Genomic DNA, 14,088 nt, shown 5'->3' with positions numbered 1-14,088 from the left:
TAACATATTATTTACAATTTAAAAACTTGTTTAATAAGTGTAAATTAAGCGCTTAAATAAAATTTATCTAGCATTTTATTACAAATGAAATAGCAGTTTATGCACTTTGAGCATAAACGTAAAAAGGGTAATAACATTGCTGTTATTACCCTTTTATATAAATCGATGTAGCTAAATCAACTAGTGATTTTCAGACACCATATTGACAGTATATTTAGGAATTTCGACGACTAGGTCTTCATCACCGACTAACGCCTGGCAACTTAAACGTGATTCAGGCTCTAATCCCCATGCTTTATCAAGCATGTCATCTTCAAGTTCGTCGCCCTCAGCAATTGAGTCGAAGCCTTCGCGAATAATCATATGACATGTAGTACATGCACAAACTTTTTCACAAGCATGTTCAACACCAATATCATTTCTCAGTGCTACGTTTAATACGCTTTCGCCTTTTTCGGCTTGAACAACTGCCCCATCTGGACATAGTTCTTCGTTCGGTAAAAATATAATCTGTGGCATGTAACTAAACCTCGTCTACTGAATGGCCAGATAGTGCTGTTTTGATAGATGAATCCATTCTACGCTCAGCAAATATGGCGGTACTATTATTTAATGTGTCTAACGCCGCTTCGATTTCATCGGCATTACCTGTTTGGCTTATTTTATCGAGTGCAGTAATAGCATCATTAATGACGTTTATCTCGTCATTTTCAAGTAATGCACTATCAGCGGTAAGTGCTGCTTTAACTGACTCTATAACACGTGATGCTTCAACTTGTTGCTCTTTAAGCATACGTGCCTGAATATCTTGTTCTGCATTTTCCATTGAGTCTTTTAACATCGTCGTAATTTCATCAGCTTCTAAACCAAAGCTTGGTTTAACGGTAATGCCTGACTCAACACCTGTTGATTTTTCCATTGCAGAAACTTCTAGCAAGCCATCTGCGTCTACTTTAAAAGTAACGCGAATGTGTGCAGCACCTGCGGTCATAGCAGGTATACCTCTTAGCTCAAAGCGTGCTAAAGAACGACAGTCTTCAACAAGCTCTCGTTCACCTTGTAATACATGGACTGCCATGGCTGTTTGGCCATCTTTGAAAGTAGTAAATTCTTGGGCTTTAGCGACAGGGATCGTGGTATTGCGTGAAATAACTTTCTCAACTAGGCCGCCCATGGTTTCTAAACCTAATGACAAAGGGATAACATCAAGTAATAAAATGTCACTGTCAGGTTTATTACCCGCCAATATATCTGCTTGAATAGCGGCGCCTAACGCAACAACTTTATCAGGGTCAATTGAGGTTAAAGGCTGTCGTTTGAAGAAATTTTCAACTTCGATGCGAACTAAAGGAACACGTGTAGAACCGCCAACCATGACAACTTCTATAACATCTTCAATCACAAGTTCAGCATCTTTTACTGCACGTCGACAAGCACGTAATGTTTTTTTCACTAAAGGAGCAATAAGTTGTTCAAAGTCACTACGCGTAACTTTACCTGTCCATGTTTTGTCGTCGGCAAGGGCTAATGAAACATCAACACTCTCAGTGTTTGATAATTGTTCTTTAGCCAAACACGCTTGTTGTGTTAGTTGTCGTTCCATAGAAGTAGTCAGTGGGCGAACTAAACCAGCTTGTGCGATAAGATATTCAACTAATATGCCATCAAAGTCATCGCCACCAAGTGCAGAATCGCCACCGGTTGCTAATACTTCAAATACACCTTTATTTAAGCGCAATATTGAAATATCAAACGTACCACCACCTAAATCATAAACCGCTACAACGCCTTCTTGTCCACTGTCTAAACCATAAGCAACCGCTGCGGCTGTTGGTTCGTTAAGCAAACGTAGTACGTTAACACCGGCTAATTTTGCCGCGTCTTTCGTGCTATGACGTTGTGCGTCATCAAAATATGCTGGCACCGTGATCACCACACCAGTAAGCTCGCCACCTAAGGAAGCTTCTGCACGCTTTACCAGAGTTTTAAGAATTTCAGCTGACACTTGCACAGGATTAACATCCCCCGTTCGTGTCACAATTGACGGGTGGTTTTCATCACCAGCAAAGGAATAAGGCAGCGATGCATATTTGTTGTTAATATCAGTTTTAGAACGTCCGATTAAACGCTTTGCCGATACGATGGTATTTTCAGGGTCACTTACAGCAAAAGCCTTCGCGTCGTTACCGACAAGAATGTCATTGCTTTGGTAGCTTACTACAGAAGGTAAAATGTCGAGGCCATGCGCATCAACAATAGTTTCAGCCAAGCCACTTTTTACGCTAGCAATTAATGAATTTGTGGTACCGAGGTCAATGCCAGCGGCGAGTCGATGTTCATGAGGAACGGTACTTTGCCCAGGTTCAGCGATTTGTAATAATGCCATTGTAAAAGCTCGTTAGGTAATAGTTTTACGGATTTTTTATTAATAACGACATCGTTTTTATACAGTAATGTCGCTATTAACGTCTTAATTTTGTAACTTAGTCGTCTAACAACAACTCTTCGAGTTTTTCGAGTTCAACATGCAGTTTTTGATAAAATTTAAGTTTTCTTAAATTGTCGCATGCTGAACTGTTTGACTCAGTTGTGTTATCTGCCAATTGCGTTTGCAACTGAGTAAACAGTTGCTGATATTCTGTTTCAAACACTTGTGAAGCGTTAAACACGGCTGCATCTATATCATCAGCTTGTTTAACGTCATCTAGCATTTCACGCAATTCCATTTGGTGCATTAAAAAGCTCACATCACCAAATGAAGCTTGCTCGCTAGGCATGCTAACACCGCGCAATTCTAATAAGTATTGCGCACGTTTTAGCGGTTTTTTCAGTGTTTGATAGGCATCGTTAATCAGCGTTGATTTCTTAACGGCTAACATTTGCTCTTGGCTAGATGCATGAGCAAAACGGTCAGGATGCACTTTTTTTTGTAATGTTTGATAAAGTGTTGAAAGTTTAGCCAAATCAATATTGAACTGAATATCTAAACCAAATAATTCAAAATAATTCAAAACCACTCCAGTGAAGTTAGTCGTTCACTAAACATTAAAACTTTCACCACAGCCACATTCGCCTTTAGCGTTTGGGTTGGTGAATTTAAAGCCTTCGTTCAAACCTTCTTTAACAAAATCAAGTTCGATACCATCAAGGTAAACCAAGCTTTTACCATCAATAATGATATTACAGTCATTGATGGAAAACAGCGTGTCGTCTTCATTTAGATCATCTACAAATTCAAGTACATAAGCTAAACCAGAACAACCTGTTGTTTTAATACCTAATCGTAAACCAAGGCCCTTGCCTCGGTTTTCGATAAACGACTTTACCCTGTCAGATGCAGCAGGTGTCATCGTTACACTCATAGTTTATCTCCAGCTTAAGCTTTTTGCTTACTACGGTAATCTTCGATTGCCGCTTTAATTGCGTCTTCCGCTAGGATTGAACAGTGAATTTTTACTGGCGGTAATGCAAGTTCTTCAGCAATAGCGGTGTTTTTAATTTCGCCAGCTTCATCAATTGATTTACCTTTAACCCATTCTGTTACTAATGAGCTTGATGCAATTGCAGAACCACAACCGTAAGTTTTAAATTTCGCATCTTCGATAATACCGTCTGCAGAAATTTTAAGTTGTAGTTTCATAACATCACCACACGCGGGTGCGCCAACCATACCTGTAGCAACTTGTGGATCGTTTTTATCTAATGAACCAACGTTGCGTGGATTTTCATAATGATCAATTACTTTTTCGCTATAAGCCATGTTATTTCTCCTAGTGCTCTAATGAGCAGCCCACTCTATTGAGTCTAAATCGATACCGTCTTTGAACATTTCCCAAAGCGGTGACATGTCACGTAAATGGCCAATTGCCTTTTTAATCAGGTCAATGGCATAGTCAATTTCTTCTTCTGTAGTGAAACGACCAAAGCTAAAACGAATTGAGCTATGTGCCATTTCATCATTAAGCCCTAAAGCTCGTAATACGTATGACGGCTCTAAACTTGCTGATGTACAAGCTGAACCTGAAGATACAGCTAAGTCTTTAAGCGCCATAATTAACGATTCGCCTTCAACAAAGTTAAAGCTAACGTTTAAGTTACCCGGGTAGCGTTTGTCTGCATCGCCGTTAATAAAAACTTGTTCCATATCGTTCAAACCAGCCCATAAACGATCACGCATTGTAATTACATGTGCTTCGTCTTGTGCTAATTCTTCTTTGGCAATTCTAAATGCTTCACCCATACCAACAATTTGGTGTGTCGCTAATGTACCAGAGCGCATACCACGCTCATGACCGCCACCGTGCATTTGCGCTTCAAGGCGAATACGAGGCTTACGACGAACATAAAGTGCACCAATACCTTTAGGACCATAAATTTTATGAGCCGAGAAAGACATAAGGTCAACTTTTAAATGTTGCAAGTCTATGTTGATTTTACCAGCGCTTTGCGCAGCATCAACATGGAATATAATTTTACGAGCACGACACATTTCGCCAATTTCAGCAATGTCTTGAATAACACCAATTTCGTTATTCACATGCATAATGCTCACTAATACTGTGTCATCACGCATTGCATCGTTTAATTTGTTTAAATCAATTAAACCATTACTTTCTGGGTCAAGGTACGTTACCTCAAAACCTTGACGTTCAAGTTCACGACAAGTGTCTAGTACAGCTTTATGCTCAGTTTTACAGGTAATAATGTGCTTACCTTTTTTGCTATAAAACTTAGCGGCACCTTTAATACCAAGGTTATTCGACTCTGTTGCACCAGAAGTAATAACAATTTCACGTGGATCAGCGTTGATCAAGTCAGCAATTTGATTACGAGCGATATCAACCGCTTCTTCTGCTTGCCAGCCGAATTTGTGTGAGCGTGATGCTGGGTTTCCGTAAAAACCATCAGTTGTCATATATTGCATCATTTTTTCAGCTACACGCTTGTCTACTGGTGTGGTCGCTGAATAATCAAAATAAATAGGAAGCTTCATTGATTAATAATCTCCAATTGTACTAGCCATTAATGCCAGTCATTCATAATATTGCGAGTGGTAATTAAGGTCTCTAACGAGGGTGATTTGCGCGCTTTCGCTGTGGCTTCATCTTGTCGTTGTGACACAATTTTAACATTTCGTTGCTCGACGAGCTCGGCAAGTGAAATGCTTTTTAAAAAATCTTCAATTCTATCGCTTAAATCAGTCCATAAGTAATGCGTTAAGCATTGTTGTCCATCTTGACAATTACCTGTACCGCCACATTTGGTGGCATTGATACTTTCATCAACAGCGTTGATAACATCGGCAACGGTAATTTGTGCTGAACATTGACCTAAACGATAACCACCACCTGGGCCACGAACACTATTTACAAGTCCGTACTTTCTTAGGCGTGAAAAAAGTTGTTCTAAGTATGATAATGAAATGCCTTGGCGTTCTGAAATATCAGCCAATGGCACAGGTCCTGTTACGGCATGTATAGCCACATCAAGCATCGCTGTTACCGCATATCGGCCTTTAGACGTCAATTTCATTTAATACTCCTATCAATTTGCTGCGCAATTTTACATATCCCTATAAAATAGTCAACTAAATACCCGAGTGATTTACTCAGGTATTTTACGCGGCTTTAATAATTAGTCAATAAAAAGGAGAATATTGGTGGGCATTAACACATAAAACTTAACTATTTTGTCTATATATCATATAAAAACGGTTTATATCTAAAAGCTATATTGTTGGGTCAAAAGACTCTTTAATGCCTTCTCTGCGTTTAGCAGCAGCTTTTTCATCTTCGTCGAACTCACCAACTTTTAATTCAGGTAGATCTTCTTGACAAACTTCACCACCTAACTGGTTAACCTCTCGACATAAAGAAGAAATTTTATTGTCCATTAAGTGCATATGATCAAGCAAACGACCAATTGCCTTAGCAACAGGATCAGGGTTATCTGTAGCAACAGCATAAGCATCAAAGCCATATTTTTTAGCTACTTTTTCACGCTTTTCCGCATCGCCTTTATTCTTGTTAGAATTAACAATTCGAGCAGGTATGCCAACCGCAGTTGCATTTTCAGGTACATCTTTTACCACAACAGAGTTTGATCCAACTTTGCCGTGCTTGCCAATAGTAATGGGCCCTAATATTTTAGCACCAGCACCAATAACAACATTGTCCATTAAAGTTGGATGGCGTTTGCCTTCTTTCCAACTTGTACCACCTAAAGTAACACCTTGATATAAAGTAACGTCGTCACCAATTTCTGCAGTGCCACCAATAACTACCCCCATACCATGATCGATAAAAAATCGACGACCAATAGTTGCACCAGGATGAATCTCGATGCCAGTTAACCAACGTGAAAATGTCGATAAAGAGCGCCCTAACCATTTCCAGTTGTTTTTCCACAAACTGTGGCTCAAACGGTGAAACCAAACCGCATGCAAACCAGGGTAGTTTGTTAAAACTTCAAAGACATTGCGTGCTGCAGGATCTCGATCAAATACACTATTGATGTCTTCTTTCATGCGGTCAAACATTTTACGTTCCTTAATTCTTTATTCGAAAGCCATAATTAGATAAATAGTTGAGTCACTATTTATGGCTATCATTAATCTTTATTGTCACTTTTAGCAGCGCGTTCAACTGAGGCTAAAATACCACGCATCATTTTCAACTCTTTAACATCAGGTCTAGCACGATTAAACAAACGACGTAACTTTGTCATCACCAAACCTGGATGGCTTGGTACAATAAAGCCAGTGTCTTTTAATGCATTTTCAAAGTGTTGATAAAAGCGCTCAGTTTCATCAACAAGCGGATATTCTTCGTTGTCAGCCTGCGTGAACGCTTCTTGTTCATGAATCAAAAAGCTTGTGCGTACTTCATAACTTAATGTTTGTACCGCCATAGCTAAATTCAATGAACTGTATTCTGGATTCGCTGGAATTTGCACATGAAAATGACATAACTGCAGTTCTTCATTGGTTAAACCGCTACTTTCACGACCAAATACCAAGGCAACTGGATATTCTTGTGCTTCGGTGATCAGTTTTTCACCACAGCCGCGAGGCTCTAGCATAGGCCAAGGTAATGTGCGTGAACGAGCACTTGTACCCACCACTAAACCACAATCATCAATGGCTTCTTCTAGCGTCGATACAACTCTGGCACCTTTTAGCACATCTGTTGCGCCAGCGGCTAAAGCTTGCGCCTGACCGTTAGGCATTTCAATAGGATCAACTAAAACGAGATCTGTTAAGCCCATTGTTTTCATAGCGCGAGCTGCTGAACCGATATTACGACAATCTGAGGTATTAACGAGGACTATGCGTACTTTGTTTAATAAAGAATCTGACATTATTTACACTTACTTAATTCGAAGACAACAATTTAAATATAATGTTGCCTATCTAGATGGCTAAAATTGCCGATAATATTAACATAGAACCTTATACTTGTACTGCGAAAAAATCACGTCTTTTATATTTGTTAATTAGTGTTTATCAATATGGCTTAGCTCTTTCGCTTATATAGATAAATTAAAGACAGCTAAGTTTGAATTGATACGCTATAACTTTATTTAAGATAAGTAAGTTCTATTAGTTATTAATAAAGAAGGGTATCGCAAATTGATTATTAGTTTGCTATAATTCGCGCGCTTAATTTTAGGGGTTCATCACTGTATGGCTTGCTAAAATTAACCTCGTTCTTTTACATAGCTGTTTATGACATTTTACAACATATAGGGTAGTCGATAATGCATCCGATGCTAAATATTGCCGTGCGCTCTGCGCGTGCTGCGGGCAAAGTAATTCTGCGCGCTTTTGAACAAGTAGATAAGATTGAAATTGAATCTAAGGGTACTAACGATATCGTTACTAATGTTGATATAAGTGCTGAACTAGCTATTGTTGAAACAATTCAAAAATCTTACCCAAATCACACGATTATTGGTGAAGAGTGTGGCGTAATTGAAGGTAAAGACAATGATTACCAGTGGATTATTGATCCACTAGACGGAACGTCAAATTTCGTTAAAGGTATTCCACACTTTGCAGTATCAATTGCACTAAAAGTTAAAGGGAAATTAGATCAATCTGTGATCTACGATCCTATCCGTGGTGAACTATTTACGGCAAGTCGCGGTAAAGGTGCTCAATTAAACGGTTTCCGTATTCGCGTAAAACAATCTAAAGATCTTAACGGTTCTATTTTAGCGACAGGTTTTCCTTTTAAGCATAAGCAACATACCAATGCTTATTTAGAAATGTTTAAAACACTTTTCGGTAAAACATCAGATATGCGTCGTGCTGGCTCTGCTGCACTTGATTTAGCTTATGTTGCTGCAGGCCGAGTTGACGGTTATTTCGAGATTGGTTTAAAACCATGGGATACCGCAGCCGGTGAGTTAATGGTAATTGAAGCTGGTGGTTTAGTAACTGACTTTGTTGGTGGCCATAATCACAGTAACTCAGGCAACATTGTTGCTAGTAGCCCGCGTTTAGCAAAAGAAATATTAAAAGATATTCGCCCTCACTTAGGTGAAGCTCTAAGCAAATAACGCTTAATAATTACTGTTAAAAAGCGCCTTCTGGCGCTTTTTTTATGCCTGTAATATAGGAAGTTTTGCGTAAGAGCTTCATGGCGACTGAAGTCGCCTACGAAAGCAACGCATTATTAGGTATGAAAACTATGTCGGCCGAATAACACTTTCTCACAGGGAGAAAACAAAGAGAAGTGAAGGAGAAAGTACAAAATCATTATTATCCCTATAAAAACCTCATTATTTTCTCATTTTCTTCTCCCTGTAAAATACAATGCTTGCAGACAGTGCTGCAATCTTAGGGGCTAAATGAGTAAATGTGTACCTGCCCCACTTTAGATAGGGGCATAATGACTTCTCGGATTAGCGCTCAGCGCGCCTCTGCCTTTCTCGGTGGTGAATTATATTTTATGTTTTTCTGCGGCTAAAACCACACATACAAGACATTAAGTCTTTATCCTTCGTAAGGGGCCGATTTCAGTCGTCTATTTATTACTCCAATAAATCCGCCCATTCCGACTAAAAGAAGCACATAAAAAAACCAGCAAACGCTGGCTTTTAAAAGTGCCTATCGTGTTAAGTGCTTAAAGCACACCACGCTCTATTTGATTCAACTCGATTGACTTAAATAAAGCAGTGAAGTTACCTTCTCCAAAACCTTTATCGTCAACACGTTGGATCATTTCAATAAAGATAGGACCAAAGATATTTTTAGTGAATATCTGTAACAGGTATGAATTTTCTTTTTGACTATCAACCAATACTTGATGATCACGAATTCGTTGTTGGTCTTCTTTAACCCAAGGAATGCGGTCAAAAACATCATCATAATATTCAGGCACAATATTTAGTGTATCGATAATGTTTTTATCGAGTTTATCCAATGAGCCTAATAGATCATCTGAAATAAATGCTAAATGCTGAACACCCGGGCCATTATATTCATTTAGGTATTCATCTATTTGGTTATTGCTAGTGCCTTTACCTTCGTTAATAGGAATACAGAACGTGCCACACGGAGATTGTAAAGCGTATGATACTAATGCTGATTTCTCACCTTTAATATCAAAGTAACGTACGTCAGTGAAGCCAAATATATTCTTATAAAAGTCAGCCCAAAATTCCATTGTGCCTTGATAAACGTTGTTAGTTAAATGATCAACAGCTTTAAAGCCTTTATCTTTCACTAATACTGGTTCAGCAATATCTTCACAATCATCTTCATATATTGAGCCTTTAGCGCCAAATTTTTCAATGAAGTAAATTAAGCTATCACCAATACCAAAAATAGCAGGGTAAGGTAATTTTTTATCAACATTTTGGGCTGATTTAGCACCACGCTCAACGGCTTGCTCGAAAGCAAAATCCGCATCTTCTACACGCCAACCCATTGAACAAATAGCAGGTCCGTGGCTTTTAGCAAATTCTTTAGAGAATCCAGCTTGCTCGTTGTTTAAGAAAAAATGGATATCATTTTGATTAAAATAATCAATATCACGGCCTTTGAATTTTTTTGTTTTTGAAAAACCAAAGCCGTAGAAAGCGTCAGCCATAAAGTCAGAATCTGGCGATGCATATTCAATAAATTCGATACCACGTAAATTTAGCGGGTTTGTTACTTCTTTCATAATTGTTTCTCTCACTGTAGCAATAGAGCGATTATTACTGTGAAATCATCGCAGAGGAAGTGAATGAAAAAACGGGTGTTATTTGAAGCGTAAATCTATTGTTACGTTAAAATCAGATGAATTATTAGCTGCAAGGATCTAAGCTATAGCGAGTAGTGCACGCAGATGTAACGTTATTTTTACAGCTATATATTGATGCAAAAAATTGCTCAGATAACCACCTAAAGCAAGCTCAGTATATGGTCACTTTATCGATCAATATTGTTTTTAGTATCGATTTAAACGTAGAAATAAAGTCGGTCTACTTTCAGCAGATGAAAAAAAACGCCAACCTTTTTAAAAAAGTTGACGCTTAGTTTTACTAATCAAAAGTGATTAGTTAGTGCGTTGCTCTTTACGTGGACGAGATGGACGCTCAGCTGCTGGCTGCGTATCTGACACTGTAATAGCAAGTGCTTGACGACGAACTTGAACACGCTTTAACTGTGTAAAAGACTTCTCAGGCATACCTTTAGGCAACTGCACAAAGCTATGTTTTTCATGTAAGTTGATAGCACCAATGTAGCTGCTGTCTAATGAAATTTCATTAGCGATTGCGCCAACGATATCACCAGGACGTGCACCATGCTCTTTACCTACTTCTAGGCGGTAAGTCTGCCAATCAACATCTGAACGGGCAACTTTAGCTTTACGAGGAGCGCGCTCTGCACGGTTCTCATTACGGTTATCACCACGAGATTCATTGCGACCTCCGCGAGCATCATTGCGACCACCGCGGCTATCGTTACGACCACCACGAGTATCACGAGCATCATTGCGGCCATTACTTTCACGCGCATCACGACGAGGCTTAGGATCTTCTTTCGGTTGTAAAGGTTGCTTTAACTGTTTTTGATAAAGTAACGCTGCGGCTAAATCTGTCATTGAAAGCTCTGACTCACTAGCCATTGTTTCAATAATTTCACGCATCGCTGTTAATTCTTTATCAGCAACAATAGACGCTAACTCATTACAAGTACGCTCAATACGGGCTTTACCAATTTCTTGAATATTTGGTAAGTCGTACATTGCAATCGTACCAGAGGTTAAACGCTCATAATGACGCAAAGAATACATTTCACGTGGACGAACAAATGAAATCGCTGTACCACTACGACCAGCACGGCCTGTACGGCCTATACGGTGAACGTAAGCTTCGTTGTCACCCGGTAAATCATAGTTAATAACTAATGAAAGACGCGGAATATCAAGACCACGAGCAACAACATCAGTCGCTACAAGAATTGATGAAACACCTGATTTAAGTTGGTCAACAGTACGTTCACGTTGTGCTTGGTTCATATCACCGTTCAAGGCAACAGAAGCATAACCTGCACGTTCTAATTTCTCAGCAACGTCAATCGTGTCATTACGAGTACGAACGAAGATTAGCATTGCATCATATTCAACAGTTTCAGCAATACGCTCTAAAGCTGTCATTTTGTTAATACCGCTAACTTTCCAAGCGTATTGTGTAATATTGGCTTTTTCTTTTTTCACTGCAGCAACTTTAATGTGCTCAGGATTTTTCAAAAAGCGATTCGCTACTTTGCGAATTTGTGGAGGCATGGTTGCAGAGAACAACGCCATTTGTGTTTCTTTAGGCAGATGCTCAAGGATCCACTCAATATCTTCTAAAAAGCCCATGTTTAACATTTCATCAGCTTCATCAAGCACACAAAATGATAAGTTGTCTAATTTAAGGCTCTTACGACGTAAGTGATCCATTAAACGACCAGGTGTACCAACAACAACTTGTGCACCACGTTCTAGTTGTTGAAATTGTGGTTGGTAAGATTGACCACCGTATAAGGTAGCAACTTTTAAGCCTTTCATGTCTTTAGCAAAAGTTTCAATCGCTTCTGCTACTTGAATAGCTAATTCACGTGTTGGCGCTAGCACCATTAATTGTGGCTTACGAAGCGTCACATCAATTTTTGCTAGTGCAGGCAAACCAAAGGCAGCAGTTTTACCTGTACCTGTTTGTGCTTCACCAAGAACGTCTTTACCTTGAAGTAAAGGTGGAATTGTTTGCGCTTGGATTGGCGTAGATGATTCAAAACCTAGTGCTTTTACAGCAGATACTAAGTTTTCAGGCAAACCAAGGGCGTCAAAGCCTACAGAGGCATTGTTAAGATCAGTCATATAATTTTGTCTTCTCATGGTAGAAACTGGCTATACGCCAAAATTCCTACATACATATACGAGGAAACCACCAGGAAGACTTAAGGCACATTCATTACGTTAACGTTGAAAGGTTAACTGGGCAAGTCTATGGGCGGATATACCCCACTCATTTTTAAAATTCTGTGATTATCTACGTTTACTATCTAAGGTTCTTAAAGAAACCATTTCGATTCACGATCACAGAGGCGCGCATTATACAGACGTAGTAAAATTATACAAGTGATAATGTAAACTTTACCGTATTTAAACATGAAAATAGCTTTAAATGCTTAAAATAAGCACTTAAAGCTACTTTAACTCGAAAAAACCATTGAAGTTATTATAGGCTAGTTATCTATTTCAAAACCGCCTTTTACCTTTTTAACTCGCATACCACCTGAGCCACTATTGATAATTTTTAAACCACCCGCTTGTTCCACATCAATGCCACCAGAGCCATCGTCAATTGTGACTAAACCCTCAATATTTCTGACAGTTAACTCGCCAGAACCATCTTCAAAAACGGCATCGCCCGATACATTCTTTACAAAAATGCTGCCCGAACCATCATCAATATCAAGGTTACCGTCAACGTTCTTCACTTCTATTTCACCAGAGCCATCAATAATACTGACATTACCTATGACTTGACTTATGTATACGCCGCCGGAACCATCATTGATCTTAAGATCATTATTAATATCGTCAATAGTCATGTCACCTGATCCATCTTTTATTTCAACTGCTGCATAAATATGGCTAATAGAGATAGCACCTGAGCCATCATCAATTTTTAACATAAGCTGGCTTGGCATGATGACTTTAATATCAATATGTGGCGAATCTCCTTGCCAAAAACCATTACTGTCAACTTTCGCCACTAAATACGCACTTTTACCTGATTGCGTTAAAGTTAATTCGACGTCATTTGAATCTCGACCTTCGGTATATATATCAGCGACTACAGTAATTTCTGTCACATCTTCAGAGCCTTCAATGACCAAAGAGCCTGCTCCTGCTTCGATATCCAATGCGTTAAGTTTTTTGGCATCAATTATCAGTTCTTGTTGGCTATGATAATTAGCATAAGATGGGCTTGCCACGACAATACAGCCACTTAAGATGGTTACGCCTGATATAAATAATAATGCTTGGGTTAATTTCATTGGGTTATTTCCTTGTAAACTATCGTTTTTTAATCATTGTTTTACAATACAATCAAAAATCACGCCAAACAATAAATACCATTAATATTAATAACTTAGAAGGAAATGCTATAAAGGGTAAAATATTTATTGATATATTTTGGTGAAAATAACAATTTATTAGTGAATTTGTAAGTAACAATTAAGTACTTACCTGTTGATTAGATACCTTAGGAAAAACACTATAATTTAAGCTTATAGTCATTAAGCTATGCCTAAGACTTACTTGCGTATGACTTACTTACGGCTATAGCTTTATTAGTCGTTTCAATTGTCTTAAACGACTCGAATAATCACGGGTAAATGCACTAGCTATATTAAGCCGAGTTATAATAACCATAGTTATAGCAATCATAGTTATTAAACATTTATCAAGCACGTAATTGCTTGGCTTAAAATATATGGTTTCTAATAAGCCACATCTAAGTCACATCGTTAAAAAGCAATAAACACGACGCTTGCCGTGTTTATTTATCTGATGGTATTTATAGAGAAATTAGTAACTA

Annotated in this window: 13 protein-coding genes; 1 reads left to right on the top strand and 12 read right to left on the bottom strand. The window is 38.6% G+C overall.

Translation table 11 applies throughout. The features are described from left to right. Nucleotides 1-180: 180 nt before the first annotated feature. The 9 genes from fdx to trmJ form a co-directional block, all read right to left on the bottom strand. Nucleotides 181-519: an ISC system 2Fe-2S type ferredoxin gene (fdx, locus tag DBO93_RS04095; RefSeq protein WP_108455190.1), complete on the bottom strand. Its 339-nt coding sequence runs from the start codon at nucleotides 517-519 to the stop codon at nucleotides 181-183. 4 nt (nucleotides 520-523) lie between these two features. Further along, a complete protein-coding gene (gene hscA, locus DBO93_RS04090; protein ID WP_108455189.1) occupies nucleotides 524-2,386 on the bottom strand; it encodes a Fe-S protein assembly chaperone HscA in 1,863 nt (620 codons plus the stop codon). 97 nt (nucleotides 2,387-2,483) lie between these two features. Continuing rightward, nucleotides 2,484-3,017, bottom strand: coding sequence for a co-chaperone HscB (gene hscB, locus DBO93_RS04085; RefSeq protein ID WP_239059107.1), 534 nt, complete (start codon nucleotides 3,015-3,017; stop codon nucleotides 2,484-2,486). Between the two features lie 21 nt (nucleotides 3,018-3,038). After that, nucleotides 3,039-3,362, bottom strand: coding sequence for an iron-sulfur cluster assembly protein IscA (gene iscA, locus DBO93_RS04080; protein ID WP_108455187.1), 324 nt, complete (start codon nucleotides 3,360-3,362; stop codon nucleotides 3,039-3,041). Nucleotides 3,363-3,376: 14 nt separating this feature from the next. Further along, complete coding sequence (gene iscU / locus DBO93_RS04075; protein ID WP_081148934.1) at nucleotides 3,377-3,760, bottom strand: Fe-S cluster assembly scaffold IscU; 384 nt, start codon at nucleotides 3,758-3,760, stop codon at nucleotides 3,377-3,379. An 18-nt stretch (nucleotides 3,761-3,778) separates the two neighbouring features. Continuing rightward, a complete protein-coding gene (locus DBO93_RS04070) occupies nucleotides 3,779-4,993 on the bottom strand; it encodes an IscS subfamily cysteine desulfurase (protein ID WP_108455186.1) in 1,215 nt (404 codons plus the stop codon). 29 nt (nucleotides 4,994-5,022) lie between these two features. Next, a complete protein-coding gene (gene iscR / locus DBO93_RS04065; RefSeq protein WP_081148931.1) occupies nucleotides 5,023-5,532 on the bottom strand; it encodes a Fe-S cluster assembly transcriptional regulator IscR in 510 nt (169 codons plus the stop codon). A gap of 196 nt (nucleotides 5,533-5,728) precedes the next feature. Continuing rightward, entirely contained in the window at nucleotides 5,729-6,538 is an 810-nt protein-coding gene (gene cysE / locus DBO93_RS04060) for a serine O-acetyltransferase (protein WP_108455185.1), read from the bottom strand. Nucleotides 6,539-6,609: 71 nt separating this feature from the next. Next, complete coding sequence (gene trmJ / locus DBO93_RS04055) at nucleotides 6,610-7,359, bottom strand: tRNA (cytosine(32)/uridine(32)-2'-O)-methyltransferase TrmJ (protein ID WP_108455184.1); 750 nt, start codon at nucleotides 7,357-7,359, stop codon at nucleotides 6,610-6,612. Between the two features lie 399 nt (nucleotides 7,360-7,758). Here trmJ and suhB point away from each other — a divergent pair, with 399 nt between their 5' ends. Further along, nucleotides 7,759-8,562 (top strand): inositol-1-monophosphatase, encoded by an 804-nt coding sequence (suhB, locus tag DBO93_RS04050; RefSeq protein ID WP_108455183.1) that lies wholly within the window; start codon nucleotides 7,759-7,761, stop codon nucleotides 8,560-8,562. A 566-nt stretch (nucleotides 8,563-9,128) separates the two neighbouring features. On the opposite strand, the gene hppD is transcribed toward suhB, so the two are convergent. From hppD to DBO93_RS04030, 3 genes are all read right to left on the bottom strand, one after another. Further along, entirely contained in the window at nucleotides 9,129-10,172 is a 1,044-nt protein-coding gene (hppD, locus tag DBO93_RS04045) for a 4-hydroxyphenylpyruvate dioxygenase (protein ID WP_108455182.1), read from the bottom strand. Between the two features lie 375 nt (nucleotides 10,173-10,547). Further along, nucleotides 10,548-12,356 (bottom strand): DEAD/DEAH box helicase, encoded by a 1,809-nt coding sequence (locus tag DBO93_RS04035; RefSeq protein WP_108457740.1) that lies wholly within the window; start codon nucleotides 12,354-12,356, stop codon nucleotides 10,548-10,550. A 368-nt stretch (nucleotides 12,357-12,724) separates the two neighbouring features. Continuing rightward, nucleotides 12,725-13,543 carry a hypothetical protein gene (locus tag DBO93_RS04030; RefSeq protein ID WP_108455180.1) on the bottom strand — a complete coding sequence of 273 codons (819 nt, stop codon included), beginning with the start codon at nucleotides 13,541-13,543 and terminating at the stop codon, nucleotides 12,725-12,727. Nucleotides 13,544-14,088 lie beyond the last annotated feature (545 nt).

It is taken from the genome of Colwellia sp. Arc7-D (assembly GCF_003061515.1).
Classification (GTDB): domain Bacteria; phylum Pseudomonadota; class Gammaproteobacteria; order Enterobacterales; family Alteromonadaceae; genus Cognaticolwellia.
The sequence above is the reverse complement of the archived record's forward strand: the minus strand, read 5'-3'. Positions and strand labels throughout refer to the sequence as shown.